Source organism: Gordonia rhizosphera NBRC 16068 (assembly GCF_000298195.1).
GTDB lineage: Bacteria > Actinomycetota > Actinomycetes > Mycobacteriales > Mycobacteriaceae > Gordonia > Gordonia rhizosphera.
The window spans coordinates 1-17,862 of record NZ_BAHC01000065.1; the positions used below are offsets into that span (position 1 = coordinate 1).

At 63.9% G+C, this 17,862-nt stretch carries 16 protein-coding genes; 8 read left to right on the forward strand and 8 right to left on the reverse strand.

Translation table 11 applies throughout. The annotated features are described in order from the left end of the window. Nucleotides 1-942 (reverse strand): Rv3169 family protein (locus GORHZ_RS07310; RefSeq protein WP_006331606.1); only part of this gene is annotated, 942 nt, incomplete at its 3' end. 199 nt (nt 943-1,141) lie between these two features. Here GORHZ_RS07310 and GORHZ_RS07315 point away from each other — a divergent pair. Further along, nucleotides 1,142-2,185, forward strand: coding sequence for a phosphotransferase (locus tag GORHZ_RS07315; protein ID WP_006331607.1), 1,044 nt, complete (start codon nt 1,142-1,144; stop codon nt 2,183-2,185). 34 nt (nt 2,186-2,219) lie between these two features. Here the strand turns inward: GORHZ_RS07315 and GORHZ_RS30765 are convergent, their stop codons facing one another. After that, complete coding sequence (locus tag GORHZ_RS30765) at nt 2,220-2,360, reverse strand: hypothetical protein (RefSeq protein WP_157205101.1); 141 nt, start codon at nt 2,358-2,360, stop codon at nt 2,220-2,222. Between the two features lie 596 nt (nt 2,361-2,956). Here GORHZ_RS30765 and GORHZ_RS07330 point away from each other — a divergent pair. Then, the gene (locus GORHZ_RS07330) at nt 2,957-4,543 is read left to right on the forward strand and encodes an AMP-binding protein (RefSeq protein ID WP_006331609.1); all 1,587 of its coding nucleotides are present in this window, start codon (nt 2,957-2,959) and stop codon (nt 4,541-4,543) included. Nucleotides 4,544-4,720: 177 nt separating this feature from the next. Then, nucleotides 4,721-5,719 carry an alpha/beta hydrolase gene (locus tag GORHZ_RS07335; protein WP_006331610.1) on the forward strand — a complete coding sequence of 333 codons (999 nt, stop codon included), beginning with the start codon at nt 4,721-4,723 and terminating at the stop codon, nt 5,717-5,719. A gap of 56 nt (nt 5,720-5,775) precedes the next feature. Here GORHZ_RS07335 and GORHZ_RS07340 read toward each other — a convergent pair whose 3' ends face one another. From GORHZ_RS07340 to GORHZ_RS07355, 4 genes are all read right to left on the reverse strand, one after another. Beyond that, nucleotides 5,776-6,765 carry an alpha/beta hydrolase gene (locus GORHZ_RS07340; protein WP_006331611.1) on the reverse strand — a complete coding sequence of 330 codons (990 nt, stop codon included), beginning with the start codon at nt 6,763-6,765 and terminating at the stop codon, nt 5,776-5,778. A 14-nt stretch (nt 6,766-6,779) separates the two neighbouring features. After that, nucleotides 6,780-8,423: a flavin-containing monooxygenase gene (locus tag GORHZ_RS07345; RefSeq protein WP_006331612.1), complete on the reverse strand. Its 1,644-nt coding sequence runs from the start codon at nt 8,421-8,423 to the stop codon at nt 6,780-6,782. 114 nt (nt 8,424-8,537) lie between these two features. Further along, the gene (locus tag GORHZ_RS29440; RefSeq protein ID WP_157205102.1) at nt 8,538-9,659 is read right to left on the reverse strand and encodes a helix-turn-helix domain-containing protein; all 1,122 of its coding nucleotides are present in this window, start codon (nt 9,657-9,659) and stop codon (nt 8,538-8,540) included. Between the two features lie 163 nt (nt 9,660-9,822). Further along, nucleotides 9,823-11,367 carry an AMP-binding protein gene (locus tag GORHZ_RS07355; RefSeq protein WP_006331614.1) on the reverse strand — a complete coding sequence of 515 codons (1,545 nt, stop codon included), beginning with the start codon at nt 11,365-11,367 and terminating at the stop codon, nt 9,823-9,825. Between the two features lie 191 nt (nt 11,368-11,558). On the opposite strand from GORHZ_RS07355, the gene GORHZ_RS07360 reads away from it, so the two are divergent. Beyond that, on the forward strand, nt 11,559-12,293 hold the full coding sequence (locus tag GORHZ_RS07360; protein WP_083877217.1) for a TetR/AcrR family transcriptional regulator: 735 nt from the start codon (nt 11,559-11,561) through the stop codon (nt 12,291-12,293). Between the two features lie 36 nt (nt 12,294-12,329). Here GORHZ_RS07360 and GORHZ_RS07365 read toward each other — a convergent pair whose 3' ends face one another. Both GORHZ_RS07365 and GORHZ_RS07370 read right to left on the reverse strand, forming a co-directional pair. Then, nucleotides 12,330-13,076: a TetR family transcriptional regulator gene (locus tag GORHZ_RS07365; RefSeq protein ID WP_006331616.1), complete on the reverse strand. Its 747-nt coding sequence runs from the start codon at nt 13,074-13,076 to the stop codon at nt 12,330-12,332. Between the two features lie 275 nt (nt 13,077-13,351). Continuing rightward, a complete protein-coding gene (locus tag GORHZ_RS07370; RefSeq protein ID WP_006331617.1) occupies nt 13,352-14,548 on the reverse strand; it encodes an amidohydrolase family protein in 1,197 nt (398 codons plus the stop codon). 199 nt (nt 14,549-14,747) lie between these two features. Here GORHZ_RS07370 and GORHZ_RS07375 point away from each other — a divergent pair, with 199 nt between their 5' ends. The 4 genes from GORHZ_RS07375 (at nt 14,748) to GORHZ_RS07390 (ending at nt 17,815) form a co-directional block, all read left to right on the forward strand. Beyond that, complete coding sequence (locus tag GORHZ_RS07375) at nt 14,748-15,623, forward strand: acyl-CoA thioesterase (RefSeq protein ID WP_006331618.1); 876 nt, start codon at nt 14,748-14,750, stop codon at nt 15,621-15,623. A gap of 38 nt (nt 15,624-15,661) precedes the next feature. Continuing rightward, nucleotides 15,662-16,105: a PaaI family thioesterase gene (locus GORHZ_RS07380; protein ID WP_006331619.1), complete on the forward strand. Its 444-nt coding sequence runs from the start codon at nt 15,662-15,664 to the stop codon at nt 16,103-16,105. Nucleotides 16,106-16,225: 120 nt separating this feature from the next. Further along, nucleotides 16,226-17,032, forward strand: coding sequence for an enoyl-CoA hydratase (locus GORHZ_RS07385; RefSeq protein WP_006331620.1), 807 nt, complete (start codon nt 16,226-16,228; stop codon nt 17,030-17,032). Between the two features lie 60 nt (nt 17,033-17,092). Next, the gene (locus tag GORHZ_RS07390) at nt 17,093-17,815 is read left to right on the forward strand and encodes an SDR family NAD(P)-dependent oxidoreductase (protein ID WP_006331621.1); all 723 of its coding nucleotides are present in this window, start codon (nt 17,093-17,095) and stop codon (nt 17,813-17,815) included. Nucleotides 17,816-17,862: the final 47 nt, after the last annotated feature.

Genomic DNA, 17,862 nt, shown 5'->3' on the forward strand with positions numbered 1-17,862 from the left:
CGGATCAAGGTCTGCGGGCTCGAATGCGTCGGACCCGACGGCCAATTCGCCGTGCCACTTTCCATGTCCCCAGACCGGGTGTCCGTAGCCGATACCCTTCATCTGGAAGCACATCAGTGGCTCCAGAGTGATGTCACCCATGCTGTCGGCATCGATGGTGTGCGGCGACAAGGTCACGAATCGTGCCCGGCGATGCTCTGGTAGCCAACTGATCTCGTGGTCGACATGCCCGACGCGGACCGGCGGACCCGACGGCTTGGGCACCATCGCGGCGTCGTGCAGCCACTGCGTGCCGTCGGCATGCTCGAAAACCAAGAAATGGAAACATTCGTCGTCGAAGTGAATGGGGGACCAGAGGAACAGCATCCCACCCGACCCCATCGGTGCGGCTTCGGTGGTCCCGGGTGACAGCCGCGAACCCCAGGAACGGTCCTTGGTCGCGTGGATGCCGGTACCCAGGTCGATCGAGGTGCCATTGGCCTCGATCGACCCGGTCCAGGTGCCCCACTGGGTCGCTCGGGTGACATCCATGAGCAGCCGATTGCCGGCATACGAGGTCTGATGCGCTTCTTCGAACGCCTCCGTCGTGGCGGTGTAGAGAAGGTCGGCGTGGATGTCATACTCGGGAGCGTCGACGATGACCCGGTTGACCCGCATCGGCTCGACGATCTCGATCCGGAGGGGACCGAGTCCCGTGTCGACGGGATCGGGGTTCATCCGTCCGCTCGCGTGGACCGACACCTGGCGGCCTTCCGTCAGCAGCGAGAAGGCGCCTTCCATCAACTGCTTGTTGGGGTAGCTGCAGAACGCGACCCCGAACATTAGATCTTCGCGGAAACCGTTGAACCAGAATCGATCATAGTGGTTGGGGTTTCCGGAACCGGCCTGTCCGAGCGGTAATGAGGTCTGATGGACCGGGTAGTCGTCAAAGGCGATCAGCATGGTGGCTCCTTAGAGGGCGTGATCGGGATCGGACTGTCGGTCCACCAGTGCGGGGCGGGGAGTCCACAGTCGTTATCCTCGTATTCAAGGCTGTGACACGCATCAGCAACAGTGTAGTGTGTTGTCCAATTCACATTAATTATAGGTCAATGGCATGAACTATCGTTCATGGAGAGTGGTACGCAAGGAGTGATCTGCGATGCGCATCTCCCGGTTGAGCAAGGTGTGGCTCGGCGCTGCGCTCGGGATCGATCCGGATCGCCTGACCGGACTCACCTCGACACCGGTGGGTGCGGGGCAGATGGCAGACACCTATCGGATCGAGTACTCGGTGGACGGTGAGGTGCGTCCGTCGCTGGTTCTCAAACTCACCCCGGACAATGACCGGAGTGTGGCGATCGGCCAGAGCGAGAAGAACTATCAGCGTGAGGTCGGCTTCTACCGGGTGTTCGCCGATCGTCTCGGAGTCCGGACCCCGCGATGTCTGCACGCAGAGGTCGACGGCGATGGAATCGAGTTCGCACTGTTGCTCGAAGATCTCTCGCCGTGTCGACCGGGAGACCAGCTCGCCGGATGCAGCCTCGAGGAAGCCGAAATGGTCGTCCGGGAGCTGGCCAAGTTGCACGGACCGATGTGGGGTGATCCCCTCCTCGAGAGTTACGAGTGGCTCCCGGGACCACGGGTTCTCACGCCGGAGCTCAATGCGGTCCGCCCGGCCGCCTTCGACACGTTCTGCGAGCGATTCGACGGTCTCATCGAGGCCGAGATCCTGGAGGTAGGCCGCAAGCTGTTCTCCAGTGGGAGGTTCTTCGACGTGCAACACGAGTGTGTGGGCACCATCCAACACGGCGATTTCCGGCCCGACAACCTCATTTTCGAGGTTGCCGGGGGGAAAGAGGCAGTCGCGGTTGTGGATTGGCAGACGGTGCAGCGCGGCCCCGGGGCGCTCGACCTGGCATTCTTCCTCGGCGCGGCGCTGGCTCCGGAGGACCGGCGGGCATCGGAGAAGTCGCTGATCGAGATCTATCACCAGGATCTGCTTTCCTACGGCGTCCCCGACTACTCCTTGGACGACTGTCGTCGCGACTACGCGACGTTCGCGCTCTACCAGTACGTCGTGGGCGTAGGTGCTGCGCTGACCGTCAAGCAGACCGACCGCGGCGACCGGCTATTCGTCTCGATGGTGCGTCGTGCCGGTCAGCACGCACTGGACCTGGACTCGATCGGGCATCTGTCCGCGTGATGGATCGCCACCGAGGCGTGGGGCGGTCCGGTCGTCACGATCGTGACCGCTCCGCGGCCTCGAGTTCCGGCGCGATCAGATCGATGAATTCGTCGCTGATGCGTCGGGCATCCTCGTACGAGCCCGCGGCCAGTCGGACCCGGCTGAAGACGGTGTTGTTGATCGCCCACAGCATCAGGCCGAGATCGCGCGCGCGCGATCGGCCGGTAGGACATCGAGTTCACCGACGAGCCAATCGAAGCCGTTCTGCTGGAACTCGACGACGAGCGTCTTGATCCGGGGATTGGTGGTGAAGGGCTTCGTCGGACCGTGGATCTGAAGCGCTGCGGCCGGCCATCGCGTCCTCGTTCCATCGTCTGGATGGCATCCCGCGATGGACGGGATGGGGGTACACCGTGTATCTGTGTTGCGACTGCGCACACCGGAATATCTGAATTATGGTTCAATCTCTTGTATCAATATGATAGACATCGATCTAATCTGAAGTTAGAGTCTAATTCTATCGATCGAGATGCGGTTTGAACTGCCGTATGAGTCTTGTGGCCACATCTGGACGATCCCCGAAACCACCGGAGAGTTTCAATGGACGAGGTGTTCATCTACGACCACGCGCGGGCCCCCCGGGCGCGGGGAAATGGCCGGATCTGCTGCTCAGATGGCTGATCGCGGTGAGACGTTTTACGGCAAGAATGCCGTCGCGTCGCCCGGGGCGCTCGGGCGGACGACCGATCCGAAGGCGCCGGCGGCGATGGCAGGACAGGGGCAGACGACGTGACAGCCGATACCATCTACGACGATCCCGCGTTGAGCGCCAACGGTATCTACAGTTGGGGTCGTAATCGTCCGGAACGTACGGCGCTGATCAACGACGCGACCGGTGAGACGGTCAACTTCGGGCAACTCCTGGCGCGGGCCAACAGCATCGCCAACCAGATCCGGGCGCTCGGGTTGGAGGAGGGCGATGTCGTCGCGAGTTGGCAGCGCAACAGCATCGAGCAGTGGGAGTTCTTCGCGGGCGCGATGCAACTCGGGCTCCAACTGGTGCCGATCAGCACTCATCTGACGGATGCCGAAGTCGAGTACATCCTCGCCGATTCGGGTGCTCGTCTCCTCGTTGCCTCCAGCGAACTGGCAGAGCGTCTGAGCCGGACGGAGACGATTCCAGCAGACCGACGATTCGCCGCGGGGCCGGAGGTGGCCGGGTGGCGGCCGTTCACGGATTTACGCGACGGTGGTTCGGCCGACGCCCCGACGGACCGCGTGGCGGGTGCGTTCATGTACTACACATCAGGCACCACCGGGCGCCCCAAGGGAGTCCGCCGCACCCTGTACCGGATCACGCCCGAGGTGTATGCGGCAGGGTCGGCCGCCTTCCTCAGCAGGTTCGGGATCGAGGGCGATCCCGGTATCGCATTGCTGTTCTCCCCCGCCTACCACGCCGCGCCGGGTACCAACATGTGGATTGCGCTCAGCCAGGGGTTCACGGTGGTCATCCTGGAGAAGTTCGATGCCGAGAAGGTGCTGCGATCGATTCCGAAGTACGGCATCTCGCTCATGAACTCGGTTCCTACGCAGATCCATCGGATGCTGGCGCTGTCCGAGGAGCTCCGGGCCGGGCTGGATATGTCCAGTCTGCGCAATGTCCTCGTCGCCGGGGCGAAATTCGCGCCGACTCTGAAGACGCGCGCACTGGACTACTTCGGGCCGGTGGTGTGGGAGTACTTTGCCGCCACCGAGGGATTCGTCTGCGCGGCGAGCCCGGAGGAAGCGCGAGAGCGGCCGGGAACCGTCGGACGACCCGATCCCGAATCGATCAGGATTCTCGACGAGGACGGCAATGAGGTCGCATCGGGAGTGACCGGGACCATTCATTTCCGGTCGTTGGGCGGAGTCTTCTCCTATCACAACGATGCCGAGAAGACCGCGAAAAGTGTTGATGCCGAAGGATTCATCAATTGCGGCGATCTGGGATACCTCGACGATGACGGGTACCTCTACATCCAGGACCGGCGGGTCGACCTCATCATCACCGGCGGGGTCAATGTCTACCCGGCGGAGGTCGAGCAGCGACTCGCCGAGCATCCCGCAGTGGCAGACGTCGCGGTTGTCGGTGTGCCCGACGAGGAGTGGGGTCATAGTGTCGTCGCGGCTGTGCAGCTGAATCCCGAGTACACGCCCGGTGAGGAACTGGCGGACGAGCTGCGCACCTTCTGCCGGGACGCACTGGCCGGTCCCAAGGTTCCGCGCACGATCGTCTTCGAGTCGGAGCTGCCCCGCACCCCCACCGGCAAGATGCGACGCAACCTGGTCCGCGACGAACTCACCAACAGCCTGGCCGCCCGGTTCGCATCGTCGTGATGAAGCCGGTCGGCGTACCGAATTCTGCGGCGGTGAGGATCGTGAGTTCTGACCGCGGAAGTTGTTGCCGCAATCTATACTGTCTGTAATACAGTATGAATAAACCACAACATGATCGGATGTTCATCAAGGCCTGTCAGGGACCTCGTCGCGGCCGATCGGAGGAGTGTCGAAACCATGCGTCAGTCGAGAACGCCATCACCGCAGGGCGTCATGTTGCTCGCGCCGGAGCTCCGTGAGGCGGCCAGGAATCTTGATGTCTACCAGTACCTTCCCAACACCATCGACGGCGAGCGCACCCGGGTTGCCCAGCTCGACGCGGCCCGGGCCGAGACCGCCGATGTGTCCGGAGTGGATATCGAGGATCGGGACGTCATCGGTCCGGGCGGAGGCAGGCTCAAGGTGCGCGTCTATCGTGGAACGACTGCCGAGTCGGCACCGGCGGTGCTGTACGCGCACGGAGGGGGTTTCGTCAGCGGGAACCTCGACACGGACTTCGCCGCATGTGCCGAACTGGCCCGCGCCGCGGACTGTGCGGTCGTGTCGGTCGACTACCGACTGGCGCCCGAGCATCCCTTCCCGGCGCCGGTTGAGGACTTCGAGTCGGCGTTCTACGGCATGGTCGAGGCATCGTCTGATTTCGGGATCGACCCGGAGCGGGTGGCGGTGATGGGTCGTGGCGCCGGGGCCTGCCTTGCGGCGCTGATCGCCCACCGCGACTTCGATTCCCGAGGGCCGGATCTGCTGCTGCAAGTGTTACATCAGCCGATGCTCGACGTCGACGCCTCGCGCTCACGAGAGCTGTTCGCTCGAAGCCCGGGGGTGACCGGCGAGAACGTCGCCCGTAGCTGGTCTGCCTATCTCGGTGCGCATCCGGCCGGCGAGGCGAGCGTGCCGGCGTATCGGCAGAACCTGGAAGGTGTGACGCCCTGCTTGATCAGCGCGGCGGAGATCGATCCGTGCCGAGACGAGGCGGTCGCATATGCAACCCGCCTGCTCGGGGCGTACGTCCCCACCGAGCTGCATCTCGTTGCGTCGACCTTCCATGGCTTCGATACGGCAGTCCCCGACTGGGAGGTGTCGGTGGCAACGCGACAGCTCCACGCGCGCATGCTCCGGCGCTCTTTCGCGGTGCCGATGTCGAAGCGTCCGAACCTGTTCGAGGCATTCGCCTGACCCCGACCGCGGGTCGGCGGTGAGCCCCGCGGACCAGTGTCACGGGCGGTCCACATTCACGCCGGCCGGCAGGTGAGTCCCCGCTGCAGCGCGGCGTGCAGGTCGCGCAGGTGACTTCGGCTGATCTGCGCCCCGGGCACCATGGTGTATCCGTGGTAGCCGCCCGGATACACGTGAAGTTCCACCGGAACACCGTCGCGGATGAGTCGCGACGCGTAGATGATGTCCTCGTCCACGAAAAGGTCGATGGAACCCACGCAGAGATATGTGGGGGGAAGTCCCTCGGCCGATTCGACGCGGGCCGCGGCCGCATAAGCGGGCACATCCGGGCTTCCGAGGGCGTCGCCCAGGTAGGACTGCCACCCGAACCTGTTGTCATCCGGAGTCCAGATGAACTCCCCTGCATAGGGATTTGGGTCGGTCGCGGTCGCCGTCCGATCATCGAGCATGGGATAGACCAGCGCCTGGAACGCCACCGGGTGTTCGCCGCGATCTCGTGCAAGGACAGACAACGATGCGGCGAGGCCACCTCCGGCACTCGAACCGCCGACGCCGATCCGCTCCGGATCGATACCCAGCGACGCGGCCTCACGATGCATCCACGTCAACACCGTGTAACAGTCGTCGAGTGCCCCCGGGTACGCGGTCTCCGGCGCCAAACGATAGTCGACGGAGACCACGACGGTTCCGGTGACCGACGCGATCTGGGCGCAGGTCGCGTCGTCGTCGTCGGCGGAACCGAGGATGAAACCGCCCGCATGCATCCACACCATGCCCGCCGCCGGCCCGACGGCCTCGCGGGGTTCGTACTGCAGCACACGGACATCGGGTCCACCCGGCGAACCCGCGATCCGACGCTCCGTCACGATCACGTCGGGAAACAGCTCGGCGGCCGACGGTCGTGCCGACATGGATTGGCGCAGGCGTTCTCTGATGGTGGGCAGCGACTCGACGGTGAACTCGAACGGTGGGTACACCTCGAGAGGAGCTGCGATCTCCGGATCGACCAGGTGCCGGGAGCGGAAGGTCGTGGCATTGCTGCCCATGTTCGTGTCCGATCTCACGCCGAGGCCTGCACGATCGGCGCGGTGGCGGTGTCGGTGAGTGTGAAGCCGGTGTAGCCTTCCGCGGCCACCTTGTCGCATCGTTCACGGAACGGCCCGATGCCACCGGCATAGGGCATGAACACGCGTGCCTTGCCGGGCACGTTGGCGCCCAGGTACCAGGAGTTCGCCTTGACGAACATCGTGCGGGACGCCACATCGTTGACCTCGAGCACCCAGGCGTTCTGTGCATCGAGGTCTGCCTCGATCCGCGAAATTCCCTGTTTTTCTGCGTGACTGAGCAGATCACACATCCAATCGACGTGTTGCTCGATGGACACGATCACATTGACCAGCACCGATGGGCTGCCCGGACCGGTGATCATGAACATGTTCGGGAACTGTGCGCTCGCGATACCGAGGTATGTGCGGGGACCGGCGGCCCATTCATCGCGGAGCCGGAGTCCGTTGACACCTCGGATGTCGATCGCGGTCAGAGCCCCGGTCATCGCGTCGTAGCCCGTGGCGAAGATGATCACGTCGAGCTCGTACTCGTTGCCCCCGGCGACGATTCCGCGTTCGGTGATGCGTTCGATCGGATTGTCGCGGACGTCCACGAGGGATACGTTGTCGCGGTTGTACGTGGCGTAGTAGTCGGTGCCCAGGCAGATGCGCTTTGCCCCGATCGGGTAGCCGTGCGGTGTGAGTGACTCGGCCGTGTCCGGGTCGGCGACGATATCGCGGATGCGTTCGCGGACGAAGGATGCGAGGACGGCATTGGCGTCCTCGTTCCGGGAGGTGTCGGTGAAGGCGGTCATGAACATCGTCCCGCCGTTCTCCCACCGACGGTTCATCTCGGCGCGCCCGACGTCGTCGGGTAGGGACAGGACACTGCCGATGGGCGGTACGATCGGCACACCCGACGGAGAGACCTTGCAGATGGCGCGGTAACGGCGATAGTTCGCCTTGACCTCATCGATCTCCTCGGTGGCGAGGGGACGATTGCCTGCGGGGAGTGCGAAATGCGGGGTCCGCTGGAATACGTTCAGGGTCTTGGCGTCTCGTGCGATCTCCGGGATCGCCTGGATGCCTGACGAACCCGTGCCGATGACTGCGACGCGGAGACCGTCGAAGTCAACGCCGTCCCGCGGCCAGTGACCGGTATGGAGGATGCGTCCGCCGAACGATTCGATACCCTCGAAATCCGGGATGCGCGCTTCCGACAGACATCCCACCGCGGTGATCAGATAGGTCGCTGTCACCGTCTCGCCGCGATCGGTGGTCACCAGCCAGCGGTTGTTCGACTCGTCGAAAGTCGCTTCGGCGACCGAGGTCTCGAAGGTGATCGAACGCCGCAGATCGAACTTGTCCGCGACATGGTTCGCGTAGGCGAGGATCTCGGGCTGTGTTGGGTAGCGCTCGGTCCAGGTCCACTCCTGCTCCAGCTCTTCGGAGAACGAGTAGGAGTAGAACACGGACTCGACATCGCAGCGCGCTCCCGGGTACGTATTCCAGTACCAGGTCCCGCCCACATCGTCCGCGCGGTCGAAGACCCGGATCGAGTAGCCGAATTCGTCGCGGAGACGGTGCAGCGCATACATTCCTGCGAATCCCGCCCCGATGATGACGGCGTCTGCGGTGTCGGTGATTTCGGTGGCCATGGCAGTCCCTCCGTGATAAGCGTTCCTGCCAGCATCGCCCGCTCATGTGATCTGTGTCATCGGCCAGTTGGCGGAACCTTCTCGCCAGATGGATAGGAGACCTGCGGGGCACCCTCAGAACAGCGACCGCGAAGCGAACAGGCGATGGACCGTGAGAGTCAGCAGGAGCCGCGCTCGCCCATACGGTTCGGTGCAGGAGAATCCGAGAACCCGCTCCGCGCGCTCGACGCGGTGGGCGACGGAGTTGTGATGCAGGTGGACGATGCGCGCGGCCTGTCGCAGTGAGTCGGTCGACGCGACGGCCAGGAGGGTCTCGAGGATGTCCGGGCTCGACTGTGTACGCAGTTCCTCGAGGCGTTGGACGTCCGCGATACGCGCCATTCCCTCCGGCGTCAGTTCCTCGGCCAACAGTTCATAGCACCCCAGTTCGGTGGCGTCGACGAAGACGGATGCGGCGGGACGCGGGGGTGCATCGGCGGTGCTGGGCAGGGCGAAGCGGAGTGCGTTCTTTGCCCGTCGCCACGAGTCCGGTGCCGCCAGGGCCGGCCGCGATGGCATGTAGCCTCCCCGGACTCCCGTCGGTACCGTGATCTGTCCGAACGCGTCGAAATCGGTGGCGAGCACAAGATGCACCCGGTCGAGTCGGGTGTGGTGGACCGAATCCGAAATGGCCCGCACCTGGTGGACGATCCGGTCGACATCTGGGGCCGGACCAAGAAACGCCATCACGGCGACCGAGCGCGGCGCCGCGATCCTGAGTCTGCCGATCGGGCCCATGCGATCCTCGTCGGACAGATCCCCGTCGACGACGGCACGGATGTCCGATGCGAGGGTGCGGGTGCCGGCGCGCAGACCGGCGATCGTCACGGTCGCGGCGATCCTGGCCAGGGCCGTGTCGATCGGAGACGGCATGTGCCACACAGAAAGATCGGCCGACCACGAGTCGGGGATCACGGAGTCATACCCCTGCGCGGGCGAGATCCAGATCCGCCATCCGTCTCCGAGCTCTCGGTATCCTGCAGCCGGCGAGCCGGTCTCGTCATCATCGCCGGCAGCGGTCGTCCCGTCCGGACGAGCCACGACGGTTCGGTCCGCGGTGTCCAGACCTACGGCGGCGCCGAGTGCGATGGCCGCACGAGCGACCGCGACTTCGGGAGTGATCGTGTCATCGACCAGCAGCTCGTCCAAGGACGTGAGCGCCGCGAAGAACCGGAGGTGATCGTGAGTGCTGCTCATGCTCATGTCTTTGTCGGGGAGACCGCCACCACCCATGCTAGTCGGCGCGGATCGTTCGCTACACGGAGGTCTCGAACCGTGCTGGTTCATGGTTCCGTCCTCGGTCGCCGTTGCGGCGATGCCCGTCGCGGCCGCAGATGAACGGTGCGAGCGGGATCAGCGGTCACCTGGAGGAGCCGGCGGCGCCGAGGTGTCGACGCAGGACGAACTTCTGGACCTTGCCACTCGGCGTCCGTGGGAACTCGGCCAACTCGTGCAGTTCTTCGGGCCACTTCTGCTTCGCCAGGCCGACCTCGGCGAAGTGGGCTCGCATCTCCGCCATGGTGGGTAGGTCGTGCTGGGGTTTGAGCCGCAAGATCGCGGCGGCGTGTTCTCCGAACCGCTCATCCGGTACGGCCACCACCACCGCCTCGGCCACGCATGGCAGCGTCAGCAGGGCCTCTTCGACCTCCAGCGCACTGATGTTCTCGCCGCCGCGAATGATGATGTCCGACTTGCGATCACTGATCGTGAGGAAGCCATCTTCGTCGAGATGTCCGATGTCGCCGGTGTGGTACCAACCCTCATCGTCGAAAGCCTTGGCGTTCAGGTCGGGATCAATGTAACCGATGCACAGGTCGGGACCTCGACTGATGATCTCGCCGTCCTCGGCGATCTTGATCTCGACACCCGGGAGCGCATTGCCGTCGGTGTGGATGCGCTTGTGGTCGGGCACCTCGCGCATCGAACCGCTGATCGACGGATGCTCGGTGCTTCCGTAGGATCGTGCGGTCGAGATCCCGATGCGCTCCAATCGTTCGGCCACCGCGACCGGCACGGCCGAGCCACCCATCGTCGCATAGCGGATGAGGTCCCTATGCCGGTCGGTGAAATCGGGATGGTCGATGAGGCTGACGAAATAGAACGGCACGCCACCGCCGACCGAGAGTTCCTCCTCGGCGATGAGAGAGAGCACCCTCTCGGTGTTCCACACATCGACCATGCAGATCTGCTTCGCGTTGAGCAGCGGGACGAGCAGGGCGCTGAGCATGCCGATGAAGTGTCCGACCGGTGCCGCGATGATGGTGGCGGCCTGGTCGGCCGGCATCATCGCGGCCAACTGTCGTGCCTCGAAGCCGAGTGATCGGTGGCTGTGGACGACTCCCTTGGGGTTGCTGGTGGTGCCGGAGGTGAAGGCGATGACCGCAGGAGACGCGGGATCGACATCCGCGTTGCCGAGGATCTCCTCGGACTCAAGCAGATCATCGAAGTCTCGGCCGACGACTCCCACGATGGGCACATCGGCGTAGACGTCGGGGTCGTACCGAAGACTGCCGAACTCTTCGGCGGTGATGAAGACCTTGGGCTGCATGGTGTCGAGGATGAAGCCGACTTCCTTGCGGCCGTAGATGTGGACGATGGGCACCACCACGGCGCCGAGGATGGTCGATGCCCAGAAGACGGCGGCGGCCTCCATCCAGTTGGGGAGTTGGAATGCCACCACATCTCCTTGTCGCACCCCTCGTGCACGAAGCCCGCCGGCGAGTTTTCGCGCAACACCGTGGACTTCGCGGATTGTTCCCGTCCATGGTCGGACATCGGAATGGACCGCGAACCGGAGGTCGGGGTTTGCGTCGAGGCCACGCACCACGAGGTCACCGAGGCTGTCCAGCGTCCACCATCCGTGTGCTTCGTAGCGTGTGACCAGTTCATCGGGAATAGTTCGCATGGAGTGTCCTCGATCGTGGGTGGCGAGAGGGAGATGAGGTGAATGTTGCCAAATACGTTGTACGGCAATCAGTATTCGACATTGGTCTCTGTGTGGTGTCGATGCAGTTGTCGAGTTGGGCACGGGTGAACATGTCAACTGTTACACTTACTGGAACATGCACCGGTCCTCGACGCAAGGGGTGAATTCTGGTGAGCCCAACGAACGCGAGGAAGGGTGCGCAACGTCCCCGACGCGAGCGGGGTTCGATCTCGGTGAACGAGATCATCGATGGCGCATTCGAACTCGCGAGTGACGTCACCGTCGACAACTTGAGCATGCCGATGCTCGCCAAGCGGCTCGATCTGGGCGTGACCAGCATCTATTGGCATTTCCGCAGCAAAGACCGCCTGCTCGACGCGATGACCGAGCGGGCGATCGATGAGTTCGATGCGGCCATGCCGATCATCGGTCCCGACGAGGGCTGGCAGAGAGCATTGTGTTCGTATGCTCGCAGCATGCGGACCGTGTTCCGAGACCGCCCGGTTCTGTGCGACCTGCTGGTCGTTCGACCGGAGAGCCTGGCAATGCAGGTCAATCGCCCTGCATGCGGCCGACTCGAGGCGGTGATAGCCATGCTGGTCGATGTGGGCTTCACCCCCGCAGCCGCGCTCGACGTCTTCTTGTCGATCTCGGTCCACACGCGTGGTGTCGTCATGGTCGAGCGCAGACAGGATCTCGCCGGCGGAGAGTCGGTGGGTATTTCGATCGACAATCTGGATGTTGAGGCGATGCCATATTTGACAAGCCTTTTCGCCGAGGATCGCCCCGTGGGTGAGGTCATCGACCGCATCTTCGAATTGGGGCTCGACGCATTGATCGATCGTGCCGACAGGACTCTCGCCTCCGCGGTGGCGGGTACGACCGGCGAGCGTCGGGTGTCGTGAACCGACATCCGTGCACTGGCGACGGGCGGTGGGGTCCTATCGCGCCGACCGGGCGGCGGCGCTGCCGTCGGCCGAGCGCCGGGTTCCTTTGGTCGCTCGCAACACACGCTTGGCGCGGTCGATGAGAGCCTCGACGCCGATGTCGAAGGAGCGATCGGCCGTCGTGTCGATGGGATATCCGTCGTTGATCAGCCCCGACAGGATCGGCATGGTTCCGGGGTCGGTGATCGCCGAGTGGTCGACCGTCGCCTCGGTGAGGTGTCTCGTTCGCTCGGTCATGGCGAGCGCACGTGCGAAGACCACGATCGAGTAGTACGTGTCCAGCGCGTCGTCCGCAGTGAATCCTGCCCCGACCAGCACCGAGAGCGCACTCTCGAGGCGTTCGCACGTGACGCGGTCGTTGTCGATGCCGTTGGCCGATGGGCGCATGATCAGCAGATCGCACATGACGGGATTGGCGCGGAAGATGTCGCGCATCGCGTACGCATACGTGCGAAGCCCCGAGTACCATTTCTCGTCCACGATCGTCGGCATCGCCGCGTTGAATTCCTGCAGTGCACGATCGGTCATCGCCGCGATCAACGCATCCTTGCTCCGGAAATGCCAGTAGATGCTGGTCACACCCAGGTCGAGCTTCTTGGCGAGCATTGGCATGCTGAGATTCTCGAGGGTTACCTCGGAAGCGAGTGTGAAAGCGCCATTGATGATTTCGTCGATGGAGATCGAGCCGCGAACTCGCCGCTTCTTGGCGGTGGTCCCCGTCTTCTTTGCCGGTTGCGTCAACGTGACCCCCTACAGGCGGTGTGCTGGCTTGAACTGCGAGCCTAACACTCGATTGACGAGGGGATTCTTAGGAGGAGGGTCGGGCGACGGGGCCGTGGATCGGGATGGTCCGGCGGGTCGATGCAGGCCGGTGGGCGTTCGAGTGCCATTACGGTTGCGGTGACCGTGGCCGTTACAGTCGGCCGTGCCCCGCGCTCGCGGCTTGGTCGCGTCAGGGCGCCAGGCACCGCGAACGCCCAGGTCGTCGGACCTGGGCGTTCGGCGCGAGTGGTGGTCTACGCCGCGGGCACCGCGGAGCCGACCTTCATGAGCTGCATCATGTTGCCGCCCATGATTCGTGCGATGTCCTCCTCGGGCAGCCCCTTGAGGTCGTCGATGAAGGTGATCGGATCCTTGAGACCCTCCGGGTGCGGCCAGTCCGAGCCGAAAACCACGCGGTCGGTGCCCACGAGCCTCGCCAGGTCCGCGAAGTTCTCCTCCCAGAACGGGCTGATGTAGACGCACCGTTTGAAGGCCTCCACCGGATCCTCGGAGAAGACGTGGGGCATCTTCGAGTAGACGTCGTGGAGCTGGTGGAACACATGCGGCACCCAGTCGGCGCCGTTCTCGATGGACAGGATGCGGATATCGGGGTTGCGCGAGAGGGCTCCGTGGCAGGTGAGGGCGAACATCGCATCCTCGATCGGGCGCTTGCCCATGGCGGCCAGACGGAAGGCGGTGGGCTTGAACGGGAGGTACTCGTCGGCCGGCTCCCACACGTTGAGGAACTCGGCATAGCCGCTGTCGGAGGCGTGCATCGACACGGGGATGTCGGCCTTGACGCACGCTTGCCAGAACGGATCGAACTCCTCGAGGCCGAACGAACGTGTGCCCTTGAACCCGGGCACGGGTGCCGGCCGGACCAGTACCGTCCGTGCTCCACGTTCCAGCACCCATTCGAGTTCCTCGAGTGCGCGATCGACGATCGGGAGCGTGATGACCGGGGTGGCGAAGATCCGGTCCTCGTAGTTGAACGACCAGGTCTCGTACATCCACCGGTTCAGCGCGTGGATGACATCGTGGATCAGTTCCGGATCGTCCTTCATACGTTCCTCGACCAGGCTGGCCAGCGTGGGGAACATGAGGCTGTAGTCCAGGCCGAGTTCATTCATGACCTCGAGGCGGGGAGCGGGCTCGCGGAAGGCGGGGATCGCCTTCATCGGCTCGCCCATGACCTCGCGATACGACTTGCCGCCGCTGCCGTTGCGGAAGTATTCCTCCTGGGCTCCCGGTTGGGCGACCACCTCGAACGTCGGGTTGGGGATGTAGTCGCTGACGACACCCCGGACGCGAATCTTCTTGCGACCCTCGATCGTCACGTAGTCGATGACGCCCTTCCGGTTGTCCGGCAGGAACTTGGTCAGCGCATCCTCGGGCTCGTAGAAGTGATTGTCGGCGTCGAAGACCGAGAACGGAAGTGAGCGTGACGGCATTGATGAACCTCCTGGTCGAGGCGCGGGTGGATTACGACTCTCCGTGCCTACCGTTAGTAACACTGGAAATGATACGGTTGCCCTTACCGGAAGCCAACAGGTCTCCTCGGTTTGTGCAGTTTCGGACAACCCGAAGAACCGGCGGTACCACTCGATTTCCTGCCAAGGTCATTGGCGCTCTAGATGATGAGGACAGATTATGGCATCACCCCAGTCGCAGACCGTCGATGATCTGTCGCTCGACGGACTCGTGGATTCGTTCGACGTGTCGGCAACGGGCGACGGTTCCTTTGCGGGCACGTGCCCGGGATCCCGCCCCGTCGTGGAAGGCACCCATCTGATGGGGCAATCGATTATTGCTGCGGCCAAGGTCTTTTCGGGGAAGTCGATCAGATCGGCCCAGGGTGTCTTCACCCGCACGGTCCAGTCATCGCTCCCGGTGGAGTTCGCCATCGATGTGGTTCACGACGGCCGTTCACTGGCCTGCGCGGACATCGCGGTCGTGCAGAACGGTCGGCGCTGTGCGATGGTGTCGGTTCTCGCCGATCAGTCCACGGCGGACGTGATTCGGCACCAGGCCACCCGACCCGGGGTCGCCGGTCCAAGCGCCTCGGTGCCGAGTCGGCCCCCGTTCACCGGAGCCGAGTTGCGACTCGTCGACGTCGTCGACGTCAACGACCCGGAGGAGGTGGGTCCTCCCGAGTTGTATGCCTGGCTTCGGTATGACTCGATTCCCGCGCGAGGCGAGTTCGCCAAAGCGCTGTTGACCTACCCCACTGGGGGACTGGGCATCTCGACCTCGATGCGTCCACACCGCGGGGTCGGGACCAGCCAGTCGCATCGGACGATCTCAACAGGTGTCATCACGGCTTCTATCACGTTCCACGAGCCACTCACCTGGGATGGTTGGCTGCTCTACTCGCACGAGAGCACCTATGCGGGATCCGGGTTGGCCTATATACGCGGACAGGTGCATACCGAATCCGGAACGCTACTCGCATCTTTCACCCAGCAAGCGATGATCCGGCCGATGGCCCCGCGGCCCGACGGAGCGTCGGCGGGTGGGCGCCTGTGAGTACCGCAGCGCAATCCTGGTCGAGCGAGGACGAACCCTTGGCGGAACGGAATGAATCCGGTTACGGCGAGATGCGCGCGCGATGGCAGCCAGAGAGTCTGCGGGACATCATGGCGGGCATGGGCATGCGCGCCGTTGTGCAACGCGGCGAACAGCATATCGTCGATCTGCCGGTCACACCGCGTGTCACCAATGACTCTGGCGGACTGATGGGTGGCATGACAGCGACACTGATCGACACCGTCGCCGGTCAGGCAGCACTCGCCACAAAGCCCGCGGGAACGCGAATCACAACCTCGGATATGGCGATTCGATATCTGCGTCCCGCCACCGAGGACACGGTGAGCGCAGTCGCCACCGTCGAGCACTCCGGACGGAGAAGCATCACGGTTCGGGTGGATGTGCTCCGTGGGCCGCGCGCGGACAAGGCGGCCATCGCCACGGTCGTTTTCGCGGTGCTGAGCGAGCCGACCACGCCATGACCACGCCCTTCCGCAGACGGTTCCGGACGTCGAGCATCAGAGTCGAGGAAACGCGATGGCCCGCGTTCGTGGGGTCGCGTTCGACGAGGTCCGACCCAATTCTCTACAGAAGGAGAGCACATGACTGACGAACTTGTGACCTATGAGGTGAGCGAAGGTGTGGCCACGCTCAGTCTCAACCGCCCCGAGGTGGCCAATGCGCAGAACCCAGAGCTGCTGCGCCGGCTTGATGCGTTGTGGACCGCGGCAGCAGATGATCCCGAGGTGCGGGTGATCCTGCTCCGGGGGAACGGAAAGCACTTCTCGTCCGGCCATGACCTCACCGCTGGTGATCCCGATCGCTCCGACAAGTGGACGGTCAACGAGATATACGAGCTCGAGAGTCGCCAGTACATCGGCTACTCGCTGAAGTGGCGGAACGTCCCGAAACCGTCGATCGCTGCGGTCCAGGGGGCGTGTATCGCCGGTGGGCTGCTGCTGGCCTGGCCCTGCGATCTGATCGTGGCTGCCGAGAACGCCAAGTTCTCCGATCCCGTCGTCGCCATGGGTATCGGAGGTGTCGAGTATCACGGACACACATGGGAACTCGGCCACCGTCTGGCCAAGGAGATTCTCTTCACCGGACGCCCGATCACCGCAGAGGAAGCACTGAAGGTCGGGATGGTGAACCAGGTGGTGCCCACCGAACGGCTGGACGCCGAATCCCGAGATCTGGCGGTGGCGATCGCCAAGAGGCATCCCTTCGCGCTCCGGATGGCGAAGCGGGCGGTGAACCAAACCCTCGACATTCAAGGGTTCACCGCTGCGGTGCAGTCGGTGTTCGACATCCATTCGCTGGGACACGGGCATGCGCTCTCCGAGTCCGGCTATCCGATTCTCGTCGATCTCGATCACATGAAGACCGAAATCGCGGGCAACCGGTCGTGATGGTCGCCAGCCGGGGCCCGTGGTTCGGACCGGGATTGCTTGAGTGGTAGGGGAACTGAAGTGAGAGTTGCACTTGTCACCGGAGCTGCGCGCGGTCAGGGCCGAGCGATCGCCGAACGCCTTGCGAAGGACGGGCTCGCAGTGATCGCGTGTGATACAGATGTGGCGGAGTTGGCCGCAATGGCGTCGGACTCGGTCGGCGACCGCATCGTGGGTCGAGAACTGGACGTGACCTCGCGGGCCCAATGGAACGACGTCGTGAGCGATGCTGTGGGCGAATTCGGGACGCTGAACGTCTTGATCAACAATGCCGGTGTGCTTCATCGGACGCCCATCGAGAAGGAGACCGAGCAGGGCTTCACCAAGACCTGGCAAGTGAACTGTCTCGGACCGTTCCTCGGAATCCAGGCCGCGCTGCCACATCTTCGCGAGGCGGACAATCCGTCCATCGTGAACACCTGCAGCACCGGTGCGCTGCGTGCATTCCCCAATCATGCCGCGTACGGATCATCGAAGTGGGCGCTGCGCGGACTCACGCAAACCCTCGCGGCGGAATTCACCCCGTGGCGGATACGGGTGAATGCCGTGTTCCCGGGACCGATCCGCACCCCGATGCTCTCGGCCGACACGCAGGCCCGCCTGGCTCCCTCGATGGCTTGGGGGCGTCTCGGCGAAGCTACGGAAGTCGCTGCGGCGGTGTCATTCCTGGCATCCGCGGAGGCGTCGTTCGTCACCGGTGCGGAATTGACCGTGGACGGTGGTCAGGTCCTGCAGGTCGGCTGAATCGAGGAGTTGTGCCAGGGAGTGCGATAGCCCTTCCACTGATCCTC